This is a genomic window from Acinetobacter sp. TG2027, from assembly GCF_000302435.1.
GTDB lineage: Bacteria > Pseudomonadota > Gammaproteobacteria > Pseudomonadales > Moraxellaceae > Acinetobacter > Acinetobacter pittii.
Map to the genome: position 1 here is coordinate 85,329 of NZ_AMJN01000036.1, position 24,224 is coordinate 109,552.

General features: G+C 41.5%; 19 protein-coding genes. 10 read left to right on the plus strand and 9 right to left on the minus strand.

Annotated features, from left to right (window positions below; all coding sequences use genetic code 11):
* Window positions 1–51 precede the first annotated feature (51 nt).
* Complete coding sequence (locus tag B806_RS0109075) at window positions 52–813, minus strand: SDR family oxidoreductase (RefSeq protein WP_017385563.1); 762 nt, start codon at window positions 811–813, stop codon at window positions 52–54.
* A 29-nt stretch (window positions 814–842) separates the two neighbouring features.
* On the minus strand, window positions 843–1,631 hold the full coding sequence (locus B806_RS0109080; protein WP_017385564.1) for an enoyl-CoA hydratase: 789 nt from the start codon (window positions 1,629–1,631) through the stop codon (window positions 843–845).
* A 311-nt stretch (window positions 1,632–1,942) separates the two neighbouring features.
* Here B806_RS0109080 and B806_RS0109085 point away from each other — a divergent pair, with 311 nt between their 5' ends.
* Genes B806_RS0109085 through B806_RS0109110 form a run of 6 tightly spaced genes read left to right on the plus strand, consistent with a single transcriptional unit; the run spans window position 1,943 to window position 8,400 of the window.
* Entirely contained in the window at window positions 1,943–3,097 is a 1,155-nt protein-coding gene (locus tag B806_RS0109085) for an acyl-CoA dehydrogenase family protein (RefSeq protein ID WP_000617392.1), read from the plus strand.
* Window positions 3,098–3,155: 58 nt separating this feature from the next.
* Complete coding sequence (locus B806_RS0109090; protein ID WP_017402918.1) at window positions 3,156–4,439, plus strand: MFS transporter; 1,284 nt, start codon at window positions 3,156–3,158, stop codon at window positions 4,437–4,439.
* Window positions 4,440–4,486: 47 nt separating this feature from the next.
* Complete coding sequence (locus B806_RS0109095) at window positions 4,487–5,155, plus strand: 3-oxoacid CoA-transferase subunit A (protein WP_017385566.1); 669 nt, start codon at window positions 4,487–4,489, stop codon at window positions 5,153–5,155.
* Window positions 5,155–5,808 carry a 3-oxoacid CoA-transferase subunit B gene (locus B806_RS0109100; protein WP_002157212.1) on the plus strand — a complete coding sequence of 218 codons (654 nt, stop codon included), beginning with the start codon at window positions 5,155–5,157 and terminating at the stop codon, window positions 5,806–5,808. The genes B806_RS0109095 and B806_RS0109100 overlap by 1 nt, the downstream gene beginning before the upstream one ends.
* Before the next feature lie 36 nt (window positions 5,809–5,844).
* The gene (dcaP, locus tag B806_RS0109105) at window positions 5,845–7,161 is read left to right on the plus strand and encodes an outer membrane trimeric porin-like protein DcaP (RefSeq protein WP_017385567.1); all 1,317 of its coding nucleotides are present in this window, start codon (window positions 5,845–5,847) and stop codon (window positions 7,159–7,161) included.
* 18 nt (window positions 7,162–7,179) lie between these two features.
* Window positions 7,180–8,400, plus strand: coding sequence for an MFS transporter (locus tag B806_RS0109110; protein WP_017402919.1), 1,221 nt, complete (start codon window positions 7,180–7,182; stop codon window positions 8,398–8,400).
* 16 nt (window positions 8,401–8,416) lie between these two features.
* On the opposite strand, the gene B806_RS0109115 is transcribed toward B806_RS0109110, so the two are convergent.
* Window positions 8,417–8,866 (minus strand): PaaI family thioesterase, encoded by a 450-nt coding sequence (locus tag B806_RS0109115; RefSeq protein WP_079284144.1) that lies wholly within the window; start codon window positions 8,864–8,866, stop codon window positions 8,417–8,419.
* A 304-nt stretch (window positions 8,867–9,170) separates the two neighbouring features.
* On the opposite strand from B806_RS0109115, the gene B806_RS0109120 reads away from it, so the two are divergent.
* The gene (locus tag B806_RS0109120; protein WP_017402920.1) at window positions 9,171–10,973 is read left to right on the plus strand and encodes an acyl-CoA dehydrogenase C-terminal domain-containing protein; all 1,803 of its coding nucleotides are present in this window, start codon (window positions 9,171–9,173) and stop codon (window positions 10,971–10,973) included.
* 196 nt (window positions 10,974–11,169) lie between these two features.
* Window positions 11,170–11,973 carry a thioesterase family protein gene (locus tag B806_RS0109125; RefSeq protein ID WP_017402921.1) on the plus strand — a complete coding sequence of 268 codons (804 nt, stop codon included), beginning with the start codon at window positions 11,170–11,172 and terminating at the stop codon, window positions 11,971–11,973.
* Window positions 11,974–12,046: 73 nt separating this feature from the next.
* Here B806_RS0109125 and B806_RS0109130 read toward each other — a convergent pair whose 3' ends face one another.
* A complete protein-coding gene (locus tag B806_RS0109130; RefSeq protein WP_017402922.1) occupies window positions 12,047–15,529 on the minus strand; it encodes an indolepyruvate ferredoxin oxidoreductase family protein in 3,483 nt (1,160 codons plus the stop codon).
* A 204-nt stretch (window positions 15,530–15,733) separates the two neighbouring features.
* Between B806_RS0109130 and B806_RS0109135 the strand changes: the two genes are divergently transcribed.
* A complete protein-coding gene (locus B806_RS0109135; protein ID WP_017385572.1) occupies window positions 15,734–16,675 on the plus strand; it encodes a LysR family transcriptional regulator in 942 nt (313 codons plus the stop codon).
* A gap of 247 nt (window positions 16,676–16,922) precedes the next feature.
* Here B806_RS0109135 and B806_RS0109140 read toward each other — a convergent pair whose 3' ends face one another.
* From B806_RS0109140 to B806_RS0109160, 5 genes are read right to left on the minus strand one after another with little or no spacing between them, the layout of a single operon-like run.
* Window positions 16,923–17,828, minus strand: coding sequence for a hydroxymethylglutaryl-CoA lyase (locus B806_RS0109140; RefSeq protein WP_017385573.1), 906 nt, complete (start codon window positions 17,826–17,828; stop codon window positions 16,923–16,925).
* Entirely contained in the window at window positions 17,825–19,816 is a 1,992-nt protein-coding gene (locus tag B806_RS0109145; RefSeq protein ID WP_017402923.1) for an acetyl/propionyl/methylcrotonyl-CoA carboxylase subunit alpha, read from the minus strand. The genes B806_RS0109140 and B806_RS0109145 overlap by 4 nt, the downstream gene beginning before the upstream one ends.
* Window positions 19,817–19,827: 11 nt before the next feature.
* Window positions 19,828–20,631: an enoyl-CoA hydratase/isomerase family protein gene (locus B806_RS0109150; RefSeq protein ID WP_017385575.1), complete on the minus strand. Its 804-nt coding sequence runs from the start codon at window positions 20,629–20,631 to the stop codon at window positions 19,828–19,830.
* Between the two features lie 9 nt (window positions 20,632–20,640).
* On the minus strand, window positions 20,641–22,242 hold the full coding sequence (locus B806_RS0109155) for a carboxyl transferase domain-containing protein (protein ID WP_017402924.1): 1,602 nt from the start codon (window positions 22,240–22,242) through the stop codon (window positions 20,641–20,643).
* A 24-nt stretch (window positions 22,243–22,266) separates the two neighbouring features.
* The gene (locus B806_RS0109160; protein ID WP_001053639.1) at window positions 22,267–23,439 is read right to left on the minus strand and encodes an isovaleryl-CoA dehydrogenase; all 1,173 of its coding nucleotides are present in this window, start codon (window positions 23,437–23,439) and stop codon (window positions 22,267–22,269) included.
* A gap of 144 nt (window positions 23,440–23,583) precedes the next feature.
* Here B806_RS0109160 and B806_RS0109165 point away from each other — a divergent pair, with 144 nt between their 5' ends.
* The gene (locus B806_RS0109165) at window positions 23,584–24,201 is read left to right on the plus strand and encodes a TetR/AcrR family transcriptional regulator (protein WP_017385577.1); all 618 of its coding nucleotides are present in this window, start codon (window positions 23,584–23,586) and stop codon (window positions 24,199–24,201) included.
* Window positions 24,202–24,224 lie beyond the last annotated feature (23 nt).

Below are 24,224 nucleotides of genomic sequence, written 5' to 3' on the forward strand. Positions count from 1 at the left end.
CTGATTATTGATCTATATTTGAAATTAAATGGAAAAATAGGGTTGGGTGATTTAGCTTAAGCATTGTTTATCACCATCAATTGGTAGAATTTGCCCTGAAATTGAGCGGCCACTATCTGAAGCTAAAAATAGGCATAAATCTGCAATATGCTTTGGATTGACAAAATATTTGAGTGACTGATTTTTCAGTGCATTTTGAGTCACTTCTTCAAGTGAGGTATTTGCTACATCGGCGCGGGCCTGTAATACGCGTTGAACCCGATCACCATCGACTGCACCCGGAAGAATAGCGTTAACTCGAATATTGTCTGCACCGAGTTCCATAGAAAGGGTTTTGGTAAAACCGATCAGCCCCCATTTTGAAGTGGAGTAAGCTAATCGGTATGGATAGCCTAAGCGGCCGGCAATAGATGACATATTAATAATCACGCCTGCTTCTGCTTTCTTTAAATAGGGAATGGCTAACTGGGTAATTAAAAAAGTGCTATTCAGGTTTAAATTTATAACTGTATTCCAATCTTCAAAACTTAGCTCATCTGCGGCAACAGTCGGGCCTGAAATGCCTGTGTTATTAACTAAAATATCAATACTGCCAAGTTTCTGAACTGCATGACTAAACATGAGTTTAATTTGCTCATGATTAGCTAAATCACAGGTATATATGTGCAGCTTTGGATAACCTTTTTGAAATTGTTCTAGGCTTTTAGCATTAATATCACAAACGAAAACTTCATCCTGATTGTTTAAAAATGCCTCGGCAATGCATCGTCCAATCCCTGAACCACCTGCACTGATCAATACTTTTCTGGCCATTTTCATTCCTTTGTTATTATGGTTTTAAATTATTTACCTTGATACGACGGCTTACGCTTTTCGATAAAAGCTTGAACGCCTTCATTTTTATCTTCGGTAGAAAACAACAACTGGAATGCTTTTCGTTCTAGCGTTAAGCCTGCATTTAATGGAACATCTTCGCTCATGAGCGCAACTTCTTTAATTTGTTGCAGGGCAATAGGAGGCATTTTTGCGAGGCTTTGCGCCATTTGAATCGCAGTTGGAATAGTTTGGTCATCTTCGGTGACTTGCGAAACAAGACCGATGGTATAAGCTTCTTCGGCTTTCACCATGGCACCCGTCATAATCATGCGCATGGCATGGAATTTACCGACAGCACGGAATAAACGTTGTGTACCACCAGCACCCGGCATTAAACCGACTTTAATTTCTGGTTGACCAAAAGTCGCGCCTTTACCAGCAATAATAATGTCAGCATGCATTGCAAGTTCACAGCCACCACCTAATGCATAGCCATTTACAGCAGCAATCACAGGTTTAGGGCACTGAGCAATCGCATTCCAGTAACGTTCGGTATGACGCAATAACATTTCTGTGGAAGTTGCGGTTGCCATTTCTTTTAGATCTGCGCCTGCGGCAAAGACTTCTTCTCCACCTGTGAGCACAACCGCATTGATCTCATCGTTAAAACTTAATTCGGTAAAAGCATGTGCTAGTTGTTTGCGAACCTCTGTATTCAGTGCATTTTTTGCTTCAGGTCGGTTTATTTTTACAATCGCTATTTTTTGAATAGAAAAGTCGACTTCTACGAAATTATTCCCTATTGATACACTCATTTTTGAATTCCTTGTTTCGCACATCAAAACTATATTCCTTTTATGATGCTTATTTTGGAATTTATTTCAAGTCTTATTTAGTCCATTAGAGCAATTATGATTTATTAAATAAGCTAAGTTATTGATATTGCGTAATGGTGATTTTTTAAATTTCGTTAAACGAAATTAATTTTCAAAAAAGCTTGAAATTTGTATTTTCGTTCTCGTACTATGAAACACATCCGCAGTAAACAAGATTTAAAACATGGTATCCAGACAAGCTGGAGATGGCTGATGGGTACGATGGAAATACATAAAAAGGGAGATCACAGATGATCCGTGATGAAGGGATGTTGGAGCAGTTACTTTCAACAATTCGAGATTTTGTAAAAAATGAATTGATCCCTCGTGAAAACGAAGTGGTAGAGAAAGACAAAATTCCGGATGACATTGTGCAGCAAATGCGTGAGCTTGGTTTGTTCGGCCTCACAATTCCCGAAGAATATGGTGGCTTAGGTATCACCATGGAAGAAGAAGTCAGAGTTGCATTTGAACTTGGACAAACTTCACCAGCTTTTCGTTCTTTAATTGGTACTAATAACGGTATTGGTTCAAGTGCAATTTTGATTGATGGCACAGAAGAGCAAAAGCAAAAATATTTACCTCGTTACGCAAGTGGCGAAATTATTGGTTCATTTTGTTTAACCGAGCCTGAATCTGGCTCTGACGCTGCCTCTTTAAAAACCAGCGCAGTTAAAGACGGTGATTTTTATGTGTTAAACGGCACCAAACGTTTTATTACCAATGCACCTCATGCTGCAACTTTTACCGTAATGGCTCGAACCAATCCTGAAATTAAAGGGTCTGGTGGTATTTCAGCTTTTTTAGTTGAGGCAAATACGCCTGGCATTACGTTGGGCAAAATTGACCAAAAAATGGGGCAAAAGGGTTCGCACACTTGTGATGTGATTTTTGAAAATTGCCGTGTGCCTGCTTCTGCATTGATTGGTGGCGTAGAAGGTGTTGGTTTTAAAACGGCCATGAAAGTGCTGGATAAAGGGCGTTTGCACATTGGTGCCTATAGCGTGGGTGTTGCCGAACGCATGTTAAACGACGCACTGCACTATGCGATTGAGCGTAAGCAGTTTGGTCAACCTATTGCAAATTTTCAGCTGATTCAAGCCATGCTCGCCGACTCAAAAGCCGAGATTTATGCAGCTAAATGTATGGTTTTAGATGCAGCTCGCCGCCGTGATAATGGCGAAAACATTAGCACAGAAGCATCATGCGCAAAAATGTTTGCGACTGAAATGTGCGGACGCGTTGCTGACCGCTGTGTACAGATTCACGGTGGTGCAGGCTATATCAGTGAATATGCCATTGAGCGTTTTTATCGTGATGTGCGTTTGTTCCGTCTCTATGAAGGAACCACGCAAGTTCAACAACTTATTATTGCCAAAAACATGATTAGGGAAGCTACAGCCTAATAAAAAATCAAATGCCATGAGGCATGGGATGCCTCATGTTCCTTCTGAGGATATGGACATGACAACAAAGACTGTTACAGAGAATATGAGTAGCACTGAAGCTATTCAAACACCAAAAAAGATTTGGATTACAGCTTTTATATTCGCTTTTTTTACACTTTTATGTGACGGGGCCGACTTAGGTTTTTTGGCATTAAGCCTCACTAGTCTTAAAGCAGAGTTTCATTTAACTGGTGTGCAAGCCGGAACATTAGGAAGCTTGACACTATTTGGTTCGGCCGTGGGTGGCCTTTTTGGTGGTTGGGCTTGTGACCGTTTTGGTCGGGTCCGCATTATTGTTTTCTTTATTGCTTTTTCTTCGATATTAACCTGTGCACTCGGCTTTACACATTCTTATATGCAATTTGCAGTTTTAAGAACAATAGGCGCCATGGGCTTAGGTGCACTTTATATTGCCTGTAACATTCTTATGTCTGAAATGGTGCCAACCAAACACCGTTCTACCGTTTTAGCAACGCTGATGACAGGTTATACACTAGGTTCTTTATTAGCGACATTACTAGCAGGTCATATTATTCCTGAACATGGCTGGCGTTTCCTTTACTGGATTGCAATTGCGCCTGTGGTGTTGTCAGTTTTGATGCACTTTTGCGTACCTGAACCTGAGTCATGGAAAAAAGCCCGTCAACTAAAAGCGCTAGAAGTCGCTCAAAGTAACCAACCTAAAAAACGCCAAAATCCATATCTTGAGATTTTAAGAGATAAGAAACATGGCACCATGTTTGTTCTTTGGATTATTAGTACGGGTGCATTGCAGTTTGGTTATTACGGCGTAAGTAACTGGTTACCTGCTTATTTAGAGTCTGACCTTGGCATCAAGTTTAAAGAAATGGCGATGTATATGGTCGGTACATTCCTAATTATGATGTTTGCCAAAGTAATTGCAGGTATTGTTGCCGATAAATTAGGACGCCGCGCTGTATTTGCTTTCGGAACCATTGGTACAGCCTTATTTATTCCGGTCATTGTCTACTTAAATACACCAACCAACATTTTATGGATGATGCTGTTCTTCGGTTTCCTTTACGGTATGCCTTACGCAATTAATGCCACCTATATGACAGAAAGCTTCCCGACTTCTATTCGAGGCTCGGCAGTGGGCGGTGCTTATAACATTGGCAAAGTACTTTCAATTTTCTCTCCATTAACAATTGGTTATCTATCGCAAAACGGTACTATTGGTTTAGGGCTCTTGGTGATGGCTGCAGCTTATTTTATCTGCGGTGTAATTCCATTGTTATTTATTAAAGACCGATTATTTAACCCGCAAAAGGCAGAGTGACAGATCAATCTGTCACCTTAAATTAAGGATGAAAAGGGACAAGTGAGATGATAAATAAAATCACCAGTAACATTGAACCGATTTTAAAAGCTATTCCTGATGGTGCAACCATCATGACAGGCGGGTTCGGTGTGACGGGGCAACCTGCTGAATTAATTGAAGCCTTAATCGATTTAGGAAAAAAAGAACTTACCATTGTAAATAACAATGCGGCTTCTGGTGACCGTGGCCTAACCAAGCTCATTATTGCTGGCTGTGTTAAAAAAATGATTTGTTCATTTCCGAAATCTGCTGGATCAACCGTTTTTCAAGACTTATATAGAGCGGGAAAAATTGAGTTAGAGCTGGTTCCACAAGGGAATTTGGCTTGTCGTATTCAGGCCGCAGGTGCTGGTCTTGGGGCTATTTTTACTCCGACTGGTTATGGCACTAAAGTTGCCGAGGGTAAAGAGACGCGAACCATCAACGGTAAAAACTATGTACTTGAATATCCACTTGAAGCTGATTTTGCACTGATTTATGCCGATAAAGCTGACCGCTGGGGCAATTTAACTTATCGCAAAGCAGCCCGCAATTTTGGGCCAATTATGGCAAAAGCCGCCAAGACCACGATTGTTCAAGTGAATGACACCGTAGAGCTAGGAACGCTTGACCCAGAGTGCATTATTACACCGGGAATTTTTGTTCAGCACGTTGTAAAAGTAGGAGATATCTAATGTCAGTTCAAAAACGTTCTCGTGAAGATATTGCCAAGCTCATTGCCAATGACATTCCTGAAGGTTCTTATGTCAATTTAGGGATTGGCTTACCGACCAACGTTGCTAAATTTTTGCCAAAAGACAAAGAAATCTTTTTACATTCGGAAAATGGTGTCTTGGCTTTTGGGCCTCCACCACAACCGGGTGAGGAAGATCAAGACTTAGTAAATGCCGGAAAAGAACTTGTCACTTTGTTAGATGGTGGATGCTTTATGCATCATGGCGACTCGTTTGACATTATGCGTGGTGGCCATCTGGACATTTGTGTGATTGGTGCATTCCAAGTTGCGGTAAATGGAGACTTAGCAAACTGGCATACCGGTAAAGCAGATGATGTACCCGCAGTTGGCGGTGCTATGGATTTGGCAGTCGGCGCAAAAACGATTTATGTCTATATGGAGCATGTCACTAAAAAAGGTGAGTCCAAAATTGTAAAAGAACTGAGCTATCCAATAACGGGTGAGCAGTGTGTAAACCGTATTTATACCGATTTATGCATTATTGAACTCAAAGATCAAAAAGCTTACGTCAAGGAAATGGTAGACGGCTTAACTTTTGATGAATTACAGGCAGTCACTGACTGTGAACTAATCGATGCACGTGTAGCCTAAATACACACGGAAAAACGCTTCTTTAAGGATTAAAAGATGAAAAAATTAATTTTAGCTGCAGCTTGTGCTGCGGCTTCAGGGACTATTTTTGCAAATTCTTCAGATACGACAGAACAAAGAATTAATTTGCTAGAAACTGAGCTGCAAAAATTAAAAGCAGAACTTGCTGCTCAGAAACAAACTCAAAATAATTTACAGGTCAAACAGGTTAAGATCGAAGAGAACATTGAAAAAACTAAAGCAACGGTAACAGAAAAGCCAGTTGCTCCTTCATGGGTCACTTGGACGGATAATGTTAAGGTTTACGGTATTGCCCGTATTGATGCAGCGGTCGATTTTAAATCATCACCTGACTCGGGTGGTAGAACGACCAGCAGCCTGTACCGAACACCTTTTGAAAGTGAAAAACGTTCAAACCATGCACGCTCTGATGCCATGATTAATGCAAGCCGATTAGGCGTTTATTTTAATAGCCCAAATAAAGCGGTTACAGGGAATATCGAGGCCGATTTCTTTGATAGTTCTAACATGGGAACGGGGGATGGTAAATTCCGCATCCGTCATGCTTTTTTCACTTATAAAGACTGGACCTTTGGCCAAACATGGTCACTCATGTCCAACATGGAAACCCGTACAGAAGCTGTCGATTACACGCAATTTGTGGGAACCTCATATACGCGTACTCCTCAAATTCGCTATGACTGGAAAATTGATGCCAATAATGATTTAAAAGTAGCTTTGGAATATACAGGTTCGAGAGTCTCGGCATTTCCAACTTTAACGGGGCGCTATACCTTTAAAAAAGGGCCTTTAACGGCACTTGCACAAGGCTTTATTAATGAAAAGTCTACAGATATCGCAACTGCCACGGTGAAGAAAGTAAGCTGGGGCGCTGGAGGCGGCTTAAAATATCAATTAACGCCTCAGCAATCGGTACAAGCAAATTATCAATATATTGTCGGTGATCAAAAATTTATGCCGTACACCACTCAAAGTGGATTGGCAAATTCAGCAAGTTTAAATGCCGCGGGTGATTTCTCTTTAAACGAAGACAAAACAGATTTGGTTATGAATAAGTTGAATAGCATCAATATTGGTTATTCATATAAATTTAATGAGCAATGGCGTGCAAACTTATCGGCTTCAATGTTTGATTATGATGACGACACGGCTTATGCCAAACTCAACCCAGACGCCAACAAGCGTTTAACGGATTACGCAGCTAACGTTTTCTATTCACCAATTGAGCAAATGGATATTGGGATGGAATATCATCAAGGCAAACGAGAAGTGTTTGATGGCAGAACCGCTGATGTATCACGTGTAAACTTTGTATCTATGTATAAATTCTAAAATGGGACGTAGTTAAAGATGAAAACAATAGTTGAGCCCAATGCAGAAAATATACTGTCAAAAAGCTTTATTTTTATCATGGCAATGACATGTGGCATTTGTGCGGGTTCAAACTATTATAACCAGCCCTTAATCTATTCAATTGCAGAAGCATTAAAAGTTAATGCCGATCAAGTCGCCTTAACTATTGTGATTAGCCAACTGTCATATGCAGTTGGCCTTTTTATATTGGTTCCCTTAGGCGACTTTTTTGAAAAGCGCAGTTATATTTGCTTGCTCATGTGTTGTACGGGACTTGCACAAGTAGGGTTATCCTTAAGTCAAACCTTGCCAGTTTTATATGGCTTTACCTTTTTAGCGACATTCTTTTCGATTGCGACTCAAGTTTTGGTTCCTTTCGCCGCAGGTTTAGCTAGCCCGAAAAAAAGTCCTCAAGTTGTAGGCACTCTCATGAGTGGTTTGTTCTTGGGAATATTATTAGCGCGTTCTATTGCAGGCTTACTTTCTACAGTTTGGTCTTGGCATGCGGTTTATTTAATTAGCGGAATTGTCATTCTGGTGTTTGCTTGGGTGATGTGGGTGAAGTTACCGGTTGCGCGAAAATCCCACCAACTCAATATTCTACAGATCTATGGTTCACTATTTTCATTAGCTGTTCACCAGCCGCATTTATTACGCCGTGGTTTTGCTGGTGGAATTGGCTTTGGAATTTTGGCCCTCATTTTCACCACCATGACTTTTATTTTGGCGAATGAGCCTTATCACTTTAACGATTTTCAAATTGGTTTATTTGGAATTGTTGGGTTGGCTGGTGTATTTGCGACCCCATGGGCAGGTAAGAAAATTGCAGCAGGACTTGAAAATAAAATTGCGGTAATTTGCATGGGCCTATTAATAAGTGCATGGATACCACTATTTTTTGCACAGCAGTCTCTGGTGGCCTACGCTGTTGGTGTGATCATGGCGTACTTTGGTTTGTCGGCATTTCATGTTTTGAACCAAAATCTGGTCTACCGAATTTCGGCCGAGGCGCGTTCCCGTATTAATTCAATTTATATGACTTTATATTTTGGTGGAGCCGCCTTAGGTTCTTTTATTGCGGTGTATGCATGGAAACATTGGGGATGGGAAGCGTGTGCAGCCTTAGGTTTAGCGATGGCAATATTAAGTTTTATAATTGATCGCTTAGATTTTTATGAAATGGGCAAGATTGCCAAGCAAGAAAAGCTCCATAAATAGGAGCTTTAAAATTTTATTATTTGCGAATAATCATTAAGGTTGCTGAAGCAAAAGCATACACTTTGCCGTTCTCATCTACGATTTTACCTTCGGTACTAATAATATTCCGGCCCGCATTAATCAACTCGGCTGTCGCATAGTACGAAGTATCAACTTGCATGGGACGGATCATTTTTACATTTAAATCAATGGTTCCATAACCAACTCCATGTTCAAGTAATGTATGAGCTGCGCTGCCTGTTGCCGTATCTAAAGCTGTGGCGCAAAAGCCGCCGTGTACACCGCCTTGTATATTTCTATGTTCTTTGCGAGGGGTAACTTTATAAGTTGCTTTACCTTCGGAAACTTCAACGAGCTCCATCGGTATGGTGTGAGCCATAGGTGATGGTGAAACTTCACCATTTTTTAAAGCGGTTAAAAACTCAAGACCTGTGTATTTCGGGCTTTCCATAAATCGTCCTTGGATGATTAAGCAATTTAATCACCATACTATAAATTGAATTTTTACGGAATAAAATTTTGCAATACAAAATTTAAATTTATTCTGATTAAGCAGTGTTAATTACTTTTAATACTATATTTATATTTAAAAACATATATTTATATTTTATCTCTATAGCTAAGTTAGGATAATTTTATTAAATTAGTGAAAATATATTTTGCTATAAGAAATTTTTTGATATTTTGGTGAGATTGAAACAATAAAAGTCCATTTCAAGGAAAAACAATATCTGCCCATGACACAGGCAGTGAAGTGAAAGGAAAAAACTATGCCTTTATACAAAGCTCCATTACGTGATATGCAATTTGTACTGCATGAAATGCTTCAAACAGAACAGAACTATCAAGGTTTAAGCAACTATCAGGAAAGCGTAAATCGAGAATTAATTGATCAATATTTAGAGGCAGCAGCAGATTTTTGTGAAAATGAGTTGGCACCGATTAACCAAAATGGTGATCAGGAAGGATGCCATTTAAATCAAGGCGTAGTCACAACGCCGAAAGGTTTTAAAGAAGCCTACCAAAAATATGCTGAGCTTGGATTTACCTCTTTAACTGCCGATCCGGAATATGGTGGGCAGGGCTTACCGACATTGCTGCGGATTGCGATTTCTGAAATGTTATGTGGCTCTAATTGGGCTTGGGCGATGTATCCCGGCTTGTCTCATGGCGCAATGAGAACAATTGAGCATCATGGTACCGAGCAACAAAAACAGCAGTATTTGACTAAACTCATTAGCGGTGTCTGGACGGGAACCATGTGTTTAACCGAATCACATGCGGGCTCGGACCTTGGGTTAATTAGAACGAAAGCCGAACCAAATCCGGACGGTAGCTACTCAATTACGGGTGAAAAGATTTTTATCTCGGCGGGTGAACATGATCTTTCTGAAAATATTATTCATATTGTTTTAGCCCGTTTGCCTCAGGCACCTGCAGGGACTAAAGGCATTTCTTTATTTATTGTGCCTAAATTTAATGTGAGTGATGATGGTCAGGTGCTGGACCGTAATAAAGTCGTTTGTAGTGCGATTGAACATAAAATGGGTATTCATGGAAATGCCACCTGCGTACTTAATTTTGATGGCGCAAAAGGTTATTTGATTGGTCCGGAAAATCGTGGGCTCAATTGTATGTTTACCTTTATGAATACTGCACGCATTGGAACGGCAGTACAAGGGCTTGCTGCTTCTGAAATTTCATTTCAAGGCGCATTAAGTTATGCCAAAGAGCGCCTTGCCATGCGTTCGCTATCTGGTCCTAAATATCCTGAGAAAAATGCCGATCCAATTATTGTGCATCCCGCTGTACGTTCGATGTTAATGACGCAAAAAGCGTTTTCTGAAGGCGGCCGTGCACTGGCTTACTTTTTAGCTCAGCATGTCGATATTGTGGAAAGTTCAAACGATCAGGAACAGCAAAAACACTCCGATGAATTACTGGCTTTTTTAACGCCAATTGCTAAGGCTTTTTTAACAGAATCAGGCAATGAATCTGCCAAGCATGGCGTTCAAGTATTTGGCGGTCATGGCTTTATTGTTGAGCATGGAATGGAGCAAATTGTACGTGATGCGCGTATCTCAACATTGTATGAAGGAACGACCGAAATTCAGTCTTTAGATCTACTTGCACGTAAAGTCCTCAAGTCAGAAGGCAAACTTTTAAAGAACATGACTGATTTAATTGATCAGTTTATTAGCCAGCACCAATCCAATGAAGTGCTGAAACCTTATCTAGAAAAATTAGCTGAGCTTAAGCAGCAATGGCTGTCACTGACCGAATCGATTGCAGAGAAAGCCAAGCACAACCCTGAAGAAATAGGGGCCGCTTCAGTAGATTATCTTTATTTTTCTAGTTACATCGTGTTCGCGTATTTGTGGGCTCGAATGGCACAAGTTGCCCATGAAAAATTAGAATCGGGTACACAAGAAGAAGCTTTTTATAAAGCAAAATTAACTACTGCTAAGTTTTTCTATCAAAAACTTTTACATCGTACACAGAGCCATGCCGCTTCTATTGAGTCTGGAGCTGAATCTGTGATGGAGCTCGATCAAGATGCTTTTGCTTTTTAGTGACTAGTATTTTTTAGAATCACTGGGTGAAATTTATGTGCGGAATTTTACCTAGTGATTAAATTTGTAATTTTAGACTCATCAGTTTTTGGTAGGAAAAACCAGTTGAGCCAAACAAATAGAGGGTTAACATAAGCATTAAAACGTGAATTTTCATCAAATATTGATGTTGGACAAGGACTACGGAAAGAAAATCATGAATGCTTATTATCAATTACTGAATAGAACAATTGGTCCTCAAGGTGAAGTTATTGCTCATTATTGCTCAACTGTTCATGCACAAGGGGCTTGGAATCCTCATGAACAGCACATGGCGCCTGCAAGTGGTGTAATCGCAGCAGAGTTAGAGCAATTTTCACCACGACAAGATATGCGAATTGGTCGAATTAGTTTTGATATTTTTGGATTGATTGCTTTTGGTGAGTTTACGATTAAGACACATGTGATTCGTGCTGGTAAAACCATTGAACTGATTGAAGCTGAAATGCAAGCACAAGGTAAAACCTGCATTGTGGCTAGAGCATGGCGCATGTGTACTCAAGATAGTTCCGATATTGCTGGGCTTGAAGATCAGCCAGTTCACCATCCAGATACTTTTACAGAATGGACAGGTATGAAACGATGGCCGGGTGGTTTTATCCAGACACTCGTCACTAAAACTGATGATCAGCATCGCGCAGGCAAAGGGATTGTTTGGCTCAATAATGATAACGAAATCGTGGAAGGGCAGCCGACCACAGATTTTGCCCATTTGATTGGCATGATAGATACAGCGAACGGCATTGTCCCAAGACAAGAAGGCGAATTTACTTGGGGCTTTCCAAATCTTGATTTACAAATCCACATGCACCGTTATCCGCAAGGGAAATGGCTAGGTCTGGAAACCGTTCAGCAATATGGTTCGGATGGTATTGGTTTAACCAGTGCGGTTTTACATGATGTATATGGCCCATTTGGACGAAGCGAGCAGATTTTGACTTTGCGTAAAATGACTAAGTAAATTTTTGAGCCAATAAAAAAGTCATCCCTAAGGATGACTTTTTTATTTTCAGATTTAAATTTTAAGCAATTTCTTAGCTACGTACTTTAATGAGTGTTGGAGTAAGGTCATCCCAACGTTGTTTTGCAGCGTCCATTGCTTTCATTTTGATATGACCATAACCGCGGACTTCTGCTGGTAATTTTGCAATTTGTTCAGCAACTGCCAAGTTATGATTATCTGGTGCTTCAACAAGTGCTTCAACAAATGCGATGTAACGGTCACGCCAAGCTTGTTCGTGTTGACGTTCTTCTTGACGTGCAAATGGGTCAAGGAAAGTTTCACGAAGCCATTGTAAGCGAGCAAGCATCATCATTGGGAAGCGCATCCAGTAACCAAACGCACGTTTACGAACATTTTTCAGGCCACCAAGTAACGCTGGTGGGGCAAGGTGATATGTTAAACGTAAGCCTTTACCGAACTGGGTTTCAATCGATTCTTTGAAGCTCTTACCTGTTAAAAGACGTGCAACTTCATATTCATCTTTATACGCCATAACTCTATAAAGCTGAGTTGCAATGGTACCCGTTAATTCTTCTGGTAACTTTTTAGCTGCAAGTTCTACAAGTGTGCGGTATTTAGCTGCATAAGCTTCATTCCAGTAGTCTGTTAGACGAGCAGAACGGTCTTCAACAAGTTCAGCCAAAGTTTGCGGAGTTTTGGTTTTTGGCATTGCCGCAACTAAGCGTGCAGCTAAAGTTGGGTCACTTGCAAGATGACAACCTACACGGAAAGCTTCGAGGTTCTTTTCAACAGCAGTACCATTTAAACGAATTGCTTTTTCAATGCTTTCACGTAATAACGGAATACGACCAGATTGCCATGCCATACCGAGTAATAACTGGTTGGTATAGATTGAATCACCTAAGAGCTGAGTTGCAATGCGAGCCGCTGGCAGAGAAACCAGTTGACCTTGACGAACACGACCACGAAGACGATCAATTAAATCGCTAATAGGTGCATACCAGTCACGAGATTTAATAAACTCAGAAGTAGGAGTACTGTCTTCATTCACAATAACCAACGCATCATCTTTTAAGCGAGAAAGAGCAGCGCTACCACCAGCAACTACCGCATCTGCACCAATCAATAATTCACATTGGCCCGCTGGAATTTTGGTAGAAGAAATTTGCTCATCAGTTGCTGCAAGTTGAACGTATGAATAAACTGTACCACCTTTTTGGGCAAGTCCAGCCATGTCCATCACACGGGTTGCTTTACCTTCTAGGTGAGCTGCCATGCCAAGCAGTGCGCCAATAGTCACCACACCCGTACCACCAATACCTCCGACCATAATACGACTTGGAACATCATATAACTGAGGAATAACTGGAGATGTTGGCCAGCCTGCACCAATACCTTCAAATTTAGCTGGACGTTTCATATCACGTGTATGAACAGTCACAAAACTTGGGCAGAACCCTTCGGCACAAGTAAAGTCTTTATTACAGCTACTTTGGTTAATCTGACGTTTAGTACCTAAAGCAGTCTCTACTGGTTCAATCGATAAACAGTTTGATTTTTTCGAACAGTCGCCACAGCCTTCACAGATATCACTGTTAATGTATAAACGTTCAGCTGGGTCGGGGTAGGCATCACGTTTACGGCGACGACGTTTTTCACTGGCACAGGTTTGTACATAAATTAAAGCGGTGACCCCTGTAACTTCACGAAGCTCACGTTGAACTGCGTCGAGCTCATTACGGTGGCGAATTTCTACGCCTGGTGCAATGCCATCTTCTTCGTTTAATAGTTTAACTTCATCAGTAACAATGACTTGTTTTTTAATGCCTTCGGCAGCAAGCTGACGAGTTAACTGCGCAACGCTCAAATGACCATCTACATGCTGACCACCTGTCATAGCGACTGCATCGTTATAGAGGATTTTGTAGGTAATATTGGTTTTTGCAGCGATAGACTGACGAATTGCTAAGTAACCTGAGTGGAAGTAAGTTCCGTCACCAAGGTTGGCAAAAATGTGTTTTTCATTGGTAAATGGTGATGCACCCACCCAACTTACACCTTCACCGCCCATTTGAGAGAACGTTTCCGTACCGCGGTCAAGTGAAACGGCAATATAGTGACAACCGATACCGCCTAATGCACGGCTACCTTCAGGAACTACGGTTGAAGAGTTATGAGGGCAACCACTACAGAAATAAGGTTTACGTTCTGCAAGATCAATAACACGTTTTGATTCTTGCTCTGCTTTTAGCAGTAAGTCGATTCTGCTTTGGATTTGTGCTTTTAAGTTTTCTGGAATATCAAGTTTTAAGAAGCGAGCGGCCAGCATTTTTGCAATCGGTTCAGGCTGATACTCATAGTGACCAATGAGCGGTGCTTCTTCAATAGTGGTACTCCATTCGCCTTTACTATCAGTTGCTTTACCAATGACACGAGGACGTTTGCCGTCAGGCAGTGAGTACAGCTCGTCTTTAATTTGCGTTTCAATAATTGGACGTTTTTCTTCAATAACAATCAGTTCTTGTAAACCTTCGGCAAATTCACGAACGCCTTGTGGTTCTAAAGGCCAAATCATCCCAACTTGATAAACACGTAGCCCAAGCTGTTGGGCAGTTTCATCTTCAATCCCTAAAATGCGTAAGGCTTCAATCGTATCTAAATAACCTTTACCACTTGCAGCAATACCAATACGGGCATTTTCACAAGGCCATGTAACGGTGTTGATTTTGTTGGCGCGGGCATAAGCCAAAACAGCAGGTAAACGGTATTTATAAAGACGTTCTTCTTGTTGGATACCATGATCGGGCCAACGAATGTTAACGCCACCCTCTGGGAAGTTAACATCTTTTGGTATAAGAGGAGTGACACGGTCTAGGTCAACATGAACAGAAGCAGAAGTTTCTACAATTTCACTGACTAGCTTCATTGAAGACCAAAGGCCAGAAAAACGTGAAACTGCAATGGCGTGAACACCAAAGTCTAAAATTTGTTGAACGGATGTTGGGTAGAAAATTGGAATACCGCAACCAATCATGACATGTTCAGACTGATGCGGGATTGTAGAAGATTTACATGAGTGGTCATCACCAAATAAGGCAACCACACCACCACGTTCAGAGGTACCAGCTAAGTTCGCATGGCGGAGTACATCGCCTGAACGGTCAACACCCGGGCCTTTACCATACCACCATGAAGACACACCATCATATTTGCCTTGGCCTGAAAGATTAACTTGTTGGGTACCCCAAATAGCGGTAGCAGCCAAGTCTTCATTTACGCCAGGTTGAAATACAACATTATGGGATTTAAGTAATCCTTGAACTTGCCAAAGCAAACTATCATAGTTACCAACAGGAGAACCGCGATAACCAGAAATAAAACCAGCAGTATGATAACCATTGATCGCGTCACGGCGAGTTTGGGCAAGAGGCAAACGAACAAGTGCCTGAATGCCGGTCATATATGCTGTACCGTTATCACTTACATATTTATCTTCAAGTGACACATCCTTTGTTGCAATAATATTTGGAGTGACTTTTGTAGCTATATTCATTTATATCTCCTTAGAATTTTTAGTAGCTCGGACTACTTTCTTTTTTCAACATCCAGTTGAATATTTGGAGCAAGTGACATACGAAATAAAAAAAGATCGGTTCCTCTTCTTAAAAAGAATTAGTGCCAATGTATGTACATTTAGTCATTGTGGTTGATCTAAACTGGTGCAACAATCCGTAATTTAGGAAAACATATTTACGTTATGCGCAAAAATCTCGATGGTGGACTATTGCATGCAATGCATGCATTCCTGAAAGTGATTGATAGCGGGAGTTTCACAGCAGCAGCTGAGCAGATGGATCTGACCACTGCACAGGTTTCACGTCTTATCAGCGAGCTAGAAACACGCTTAGGTACAAAATTAATACAACGCTCAACGCGCCAGCAGGCACTGACCGATATTGGTGCAACTTACGCAGAGCGCTGTCGCCAAGTCATTTCAATGGTGGATGAAGCGGAGTCAGAAGTAACCGGAACAGCATCTAAACCCAAAGGACGTTTACGTGTATTAAGCATGGGAAGCTTTGGGCATCATTATGTTTTTCCAGTGATGGCCGAGTTTTGTAAGCATTACCCCGAATTAACCGTGGAATATACGACTTCACAGTACGTTCCAGACTTGTTGGCAAAAGGGGTCGATGTCAGTCTGTATCTGACCGAATCATTAACAGACTCCCGTTTTGTTGCACGCAGAATTGGCACTATTTTTTCTGTTTTATGTGCTTCACCAGCGTACCTCGAGAAACACGGTGTACCGAATTCTCCAGAAGACTTAAAAGATCATGCCTGTTTACGCTTGGTAAACCCGTCTATTACGCCAGATTGGCACTTGTTAAATACAAGTGGTGAGTCTTACCAAATCGACATTGGCGGGCAACTCATTGCAGATAATCCTGAGTTATTGTTAGATGTGGTGCAACAGGATATGGGCATCGCATTATTGCCGATGTTTTCGGCTTTAGATGCAGTTCAAAATGGAAGATTATGTCATATCTTGCCAGAGTGGCGTTCGCCCGATATAGGAGTTTATACCTTATTGCCTTCACGCCATTTTATTGATGCCAAAACACGTGCATGGTTAGATTGGGTGGAAGAATATATTTCCCCAAGAATTGAAATGGATGCATCTTATTTTTATAAATAATGAGATAAATTTTTTAAGGACTAAAATAGAAAAGGATGAAGAATAATACGGTTTAGAATAAAAATAGGGTAGAGAATGCTTCTTTTGAAAGAGGCATTTAATACAGAGATAAATAATAGATTTTAAAAAAATTGCATGAGGAACTTAGTCCCAATTCCTGAACAGAATGAGATAAAAATGAGATAGGATGATCTGGTACTTCGCCTAATATTCAGCTTTATACCAGATGCTGAGCTATTTTAATTGATTACGATGCACACTTGGTTTGCCAATACGCATTTGCATAATTCGACAAGCTTTTTCGGTTTAATACGTTGCTAATATTTTGGCTGGCTTGCATCAGTTTCTCTAAGTCAATGCCAGTTTCAAAGCCCATGTGTGACAGCAAATAAAATAGATCTTCGGTCGATACATTGCCAGAAGCACCTTTGGCATAGGGGCAACCGCCAAGTCCTGCAAGGGATGAATCAAAAACACGAATGCCTTGCTGTAAAGACTGATAAATATTGGCAATTGCCATGCCGTAGGTATTGTGGAAATGCCCAGCTAAAACCTTGCTATCGAGTTCAGCAATGCATGCTTGCCAAACCTTTTGAACGCGATCTGGTGTTGCTGTGCCAATGGTTTCACCTAAAGATACTTCATAGCAGCCCATGTCATAGAGCCGTTTCACAACTTTCACCACTTGCTCAGGGGCAATTGCGCCTTCATAAGGACAATCGACAATACAAGAGACATAACCACGTACACGGATGTTATGTGCTTTTGCAGCACTCATGACATCACTAAATTTCTCAAAGCTTTCATCAATAGAGCAGTTAATATTTTTACGGGTAAAGCTCTCAGAAGCTGCGGTAAAAACCGCAACCTCTTTGCATCCTACCGCTTGAGCTGTCTCAAAACCTTTGATATTGGGGGTGAGCAGGCTAAATTGCACATCGGTTGTTTGGGGTAATTGCTTAAATAGCTCGTCACTTTGAGCCATTTGCGGTACCCATTTTGCTGAAACGCATGAACCGACTTCAATTGATTTTAGGCCTGCATTAATTAGGTCATTAATAAAGTTTAAGCGTTGTTCGACAGTTAAAGCCTGCTTTTCGTTTTGGAGGCCATCTCTGGGACCGACCTCCATGATTTTGACAAACTCACTCATGCAACTTCCTCCTGCGCAGGTTGAAATTCCACAAGTTCATCGCCAGCTTTGACCTGATCACCGACTTGGAAATAGGAGTCTACAATCAAGCCGTCTTTAGGGGCACGAATGGTGTATTCCATTTTCATTGCTTCAAGCGTCATTAAAATATCGTCTTTTTTAACGCTATGATTTGCGCTCACCAGTACTTGCGTGACCACACCTGGCATTGGTGCTTTTAGGTGACCTTCATCGGCTTGGCTATCTGCTTGATTAAAGTCTTGGCGAATATAAGCAAACTTATAGCTTTGCCCATTTTGGAACAAGGTAATGCCTTGCTGACTTTGGTTAAAAGATAGCTTTTGCTGAGTCCCACCAATTTGAACAGACGCCGTATGCGCATCAATCAATTGACCTGAAATTGGGTAGCTTTGACCGTTATATTCTGCGGTGAAGCCATCTTCATTTGAGGCAAATTTAATTTGAATATTTTGGTTTAAATAGTTCAGTTTAATACTGTGCTGATAGGCAATATTTAAACGCCAAAGCGGCTGAGCTTGCCAAAGCTGTTTTTGGCTTGAGCTGTTGTTATTAAGTTTGCTTAAAAACTCAATAAATGCCGCTACTACTACCAGTTCTGGTTTGATTTCTTCAGGACTAAACAAGAAGTTTTGTTCACGCTGAATCAAATTGGTATCAAGCTTGGCTTGTTTAAAAGATTCGCTACGAACAATTTTTTCAAGAAAAGCAATGTTGTTGCCTAAGCCATCCACATGGAATTGGCTTAAAGCATTTTGCATTTGAATAAGTGCAGCTTCACGGTTTTTACCCCATACAATCAATTTGGCAATCATAGGGTCGTAATACGTCGTGATTTCATCGCCTTCAACAATACCGCTATCTACACGCACATATTGGTTTTGAGTTGGGTAATGCAAATAGTCAATTTTACCAATGGCAGGTAAAAAGCCTTTTTCAGGTTCTTCAGCGTAAATGCGTGCCTCGAGCGCATGCCCTTGAATGTGTAATTCGTTTTGTAGTTTAGGTAAAGGTTCGCCATAAGCCACACGAAGTTGCCATTCAACCAAGTCTTCACCTGTAATCATTTCAGTGACAGGGTGTTCGACTTGTAGGCGGGTATTCATTTCCATGAAATACGCCGTACCATCTTGTTCTACAATAAACTCAACCGTACCGGCACCAACATAATTTACGGCACGTGCAGCATCGATTGCAGCTTGGCGCATTGCATCGAGTTTCTCGCTTGGCATTTGTGGAGCAGGGGCTTCTTCTAGCACTTTTTGGTGACGGCGTTGTACAGAGCAGTCACGTTCAAATAAATGCACGTAGTTGCCATGTGTATCACCAAACACTTGAACTTCAATATGGCGTGGTTGAATCACATAACGCTCAATCAACACATCATCATTACCAAAACTCGATTTAGCTTCACGTTTACACGAAGCTAAGGCATGCAAAAAGTCTTCACTGCGTTCAACCAGACTCATGCCTTTACCGCCACCGCCGGCACTGGCTTTAATTAAAACAGGATAGCCAATTCGGTCTGCCTGTTGCTTTAAAAAGTCGGCATCTTGGTTGGTTCCGTGATAACCCGGTGTTAAAGGAACACCTGCTTTTTCCATTAAAGCTTTAGAAGTCGCTTTTAAGCCCATTGCTAAAATGGCATCCACTGGTGGGCCAATAAAGCAAATATTGTGTTGTTGGCAGGTGAGCGCAAACTGATCATTTTCAGAAAGGAAGCCGTAGCCTGGGTGAACCGCTTGGCTACCTGTATCAATGGCAGCTTGAATAATACGTTCAACCTGTAAATAACTTTGTGTTGCAGGGGACTGACCAATATAAACTGCTTCATCGGCAAGTTTGACATGTTGTGCGTTTGCATCTGCATCTGAGTAAACGGCAACCGTTGCAATACCTAATTTTTTAGCTGTGCGAATCACACGGCAAGCAATTTCGCCACGGTTCGCAATTAAAATCTTTTCAAACATGATGATCGTCCTTAATTGTTGTTATTCGAGTTAGAAACCCAAGCAGGCTGCTGCTTATTTAAAAAGGCACTTAGACCTTCTTTTGCTTCACTGCCTTGACGAACTTGAGCAATATGATGGGCTGTCTGTTGCAGCAAATCATTGCTCATGGTCTGGTTGCTCACCATTTGAATGAGTTGTTTTGAGGCCGCTTGAGCGTGCGGGCCACCGAGTAATAGAGCATCAATAATTTCTTGAACTTTTTTATCTAAGTCTTCAGCATCTGCAACCTCGTGTGCCAAACCAATGTGTTTGGCATCACGTGCTGAAATTCGCTCGGCAGTTAAGAAGTAACGAGAGGCTTGTCTTGCGCCGATTGCACGGATCACATAGGGACTAATGGTAGATGGGGCAAGCCCTAAACGAACCTCAGATGTTGCAAACTTGGCATCCGTGCTGGCAATGCAAATATCACATGCCGATGCCAAGCCCATACCACCACCAAAAGCAATGCCATGCACGCGGGCAATAGTCGGTTGTTTAAGTGTTGCAAGTGCATCAAGCATTTGCGCAAGTTTTAATGCATCTGCTTCATTTTCAGCCGAAGATGCTTGACCTGCCTGTTTCATCCAGTTGAGGTCGGCGCCTGCCGAAAAGCTTTTACCGCGACCAGCTAAGACCACAACACGAATGTCATCACGAGTATTAATTTGCTTAAAGCAAGTATGCAATTCTTCAATGACTGTCGTATTAAAAGCATTGTGCAATTCAGGGCGGTTCAGCCATACATAGGCAACCTGACCTTGTTGTTCGAGTTGTAAAAATTGATAGCTCATATACACCTCTTACATGCGGAACACGCCAAATTTGGTTGGCTGGATTGGAGCGTTCATGGCAGCTGCAAGACTTAAACCAAGTACATGACGAGTTTGAGCTGGATCAATTACACCGTCGTCCCAAAGGCGGGCAGAAGCATAGTATGGATGGCCTTGACGCTCGTATTGTTCACGAATCGGTTGTTTAAATTCGTCTTCTTCTTGCGCTGACCACTCGGCACCTTTTTGCTCAATTTGATCACGTTTTAAAGTTGAGAGTACGCTTGCTGCTTGTTCGCCGCCCATGACTGAAATACGTGAGTTCGGCCAAGTCCATAAAAAGCGTGGTGAATAAGCACGGCCGCACATACCGTAGTTACCTGCGCCAAACGAACCACCAATAATCAGGGTAAGTTTTGGTACATTTGCGGTTGCAACTGCCATAACCAATTTAGCGCCGTTTTTAGCAATTCCTTCATTTTCATACTGGCGACCGACCATAAAGCCGGTGATGTTTTGTATAAATAACAATGGAATATTGCGCTGTGTGCACAGTTCAATAAAGTGAGCACCTTTTTGAGCAGACTCGGAAAATAAAATTCCGTTATTGGCAATAATGCCGACTGGCATGCCGTAGAGAGAAGCGAAACCCGTTACAAGTGTTGAGCCAAAGCGGGCTTTAAACTCGTCAAAACGAGAGCCGTCTACAATACGTGCAATGACTTCACGCACATCGAAAGGTTTACGCGCATCACTTGGCACCACGCCATAGAGTTCCGATGCATCAAATAATGGTTCATCAATTTGCTTATTTAACTCATTTGGCTTTTTATTTAAGTTCGCAACAATGTTTCGCGCAATGGCAATTGCATGTTCATCATTTTCGGCTAAATGGTCAGCTACCCCTGAAAGACGTGTGTGAACATCACCACCGCCTAAATCTTCACTGCTCACCACTTCGCCAGTTGCAGCTTTTACCAGAGGAGGACCACCTAAGAAAATCGTACCTTGATTACGGACAATAATCGTTTCATCAGACATGGCTGGAACATAAGCACCACCTGCGGTACAGCTACCCATCACCACGGCAATTTGGGCAATACCTAGGCTCGACATGCGCGCCTGATTATAGAAAATACGCCCAAAGTGATCGCGGTCTGGGAAAACCTCATCTTGCATTGGTAAATAGGCACCGCCTGAATCTACCAAATAAATACAAGGCAAGTGATTTTGTTCAGCAATTTCTTGTGCGCGTAAATGCTTTTTAACCGTTAGGGGATAATACGTTCCACCCTTAACCGTTGCATCGTTGGCAACGATCATGCAAGTGATGCCGTTGACTTGACCAATACCTGCAATCACACCCGCAGCAGGAACATCATCTTCATAAACGTTGTAAGCTGCCAATTGACCAATTTCTAAAAATGCCGTGCCGACATCAATCAGTTGATCAATACGTTCACGGGGTAAAAGTTTACCTCGAGCCAAATGTTTTTGACGGGCATTTTCACCACCGCCTAAAGCAATACGCTGGGCAACTTGTTTGAGATCTGTGACCAATGTTTGCATGGCTTGCTGGTTTGTTTTGAAGTCTTCGCTTCGAACATTAATCTTGCTTTGTAATTGGTTCATAAGATGCGTCCTTACTTATAATTATTATTTGGTTTCATTGAAAAGTTCGCGGCCAATCAGCATGCGGCGAATTTCAGAAGTTCCCGCGCCAATTTCATAAAGTTTTGCATCGCGCCATAAACGGCCAGCAGGGAATTCATTGATATAACCGTTGCCACCTAAAGTCTGGATTGCTTCACCCGCCATCCATGTTGCTTTTTCAGCGGCATATAAAATGGCACTTGCGGCATCTTTACGTAAGCTGCGGTCATGATCCGCTTTATCGCAGGCAGCACCAACCGCATAAACGAGAGCTTTACATGCCAACCATGTTGAATACATATCGGCAAGTTTGCCTTGCATAAGCTGGAATTCACCTAAAGCCTGACCAAACTGTTCACGTTGATGCAAGTATGGGATTACCACATCTAAACAAGCATCCATAATGCCTAAAGGGCCGGCACTTAAAACTGCTCGTTCATAGTCCAAACCACTCATGAGTACTTTAACCCCGTTACCAACACCACCGAGTACGTTTTCAGCAGGGACTTCTACATTGTCAAAGAAAAGGGGGTAAGTGTTAGAGCCGCGCATACCGAGTTTGTCTAAGTGGTTGCCGTGACTAAAGCCTTTCATGCCTTTTTCAATCAAGAATGCGGTCATGCCTTTAGGGCCAGCTTGTGGATCAGTTTTAGCGTAAACGACCAGTACATCTGCATCACCGCCGTTGGTAATCCACATTTTTGAACCGTTTAAAACAAAGTGATCACCTTTTTGCTCGGCGCGTAATTTCATGCTGACGACATCGGAACCGGCATTTGGCTCAGACATGGCAAGGGCACCAACATATTCACCGGAAATTAATTTTGGTAAATACTTTTGTTTTTGCTGCTCATTACCGTTACGGTTAATCTGGTTTACACATAAATTAGAATGAGCACCATAAGAAAGACCAATGGCTGCCGAAGCACGGGAAATTTCTTGCATGGCAATAATATGAGCTAAATAACCCATATTGGCACCGCCATATTCTTCAGAAACCGTCATACCTAAAAGGCCCATATCTCCGAATTTTTTCCAGAGATGTGCAGGGAATTTGTTGTCTTGATCAACTTGTTGGGCAATTGGTGCAATTTCCTTTGCACAAAATGCGGCTACCGAATCTTGAAGCGCAATTAAAGTTTCATCTAGACCGAAATTCAAGCTGCGTAGGTTCATGATATTTTCATCCTATTGGTTATATTTGTTGTCCATAAAATATTTTGTGGGTATTTGATAATTACCATACAATGATTTTTTGAAAAAGTGAATACAGATTCATAAAATGATTTACAATTCATTTTATTTGTTAGAGAATAAATTATGAGCTATAAACGATCATCTTTAATGCAAGAGCGGATGGAGCAAAATCGAAAGTCGATTTTGAGTTCAGCTAGAAAAATAATTTCAGAGGGAGGGTTCAAAGACGCACAAATACAAACAATTGCAGAGCAAGCGGGTGTATCTAATGGACTGGTTTATCGCTACTTCGATAATAAAAGCCAAGTGCTAATAGAAGTTTTGTCTGATGCCATTAATACAGAACTATTGGTGATTGAATCGATTACCGAAAGTGACTTATCGGCAAAGCAGAAATTACACAAGGCGGTGGCAACCTTTGTAAAAAGGGCACTGAATAGTCCTCAGCTTGCATATTCACTCATGTTTGAACCCGTCGATTCAACGGTTGAACATGAGCGTTTTCGTGTGAAGCAATTGATTAAGCAAAGTATTAAAAAAATACTTGCGGATGGAAATGCAAGTGGTGAGTTTGTCTTGGATGATTTAAATACAGCAGCACTGTGTGTTGTCGGTGCCATGACCTATGTGGTGGTTGAACCCCTAGACCCAGCTCAAAATACAAAGTTTGATCATGCGCATAAAGACTATTTTTCAAAACAGATTGCTGACTTTTGTGTAGATGCTGTGCAGAGGAAATAGAGCATATAAAGGATAAAACAACA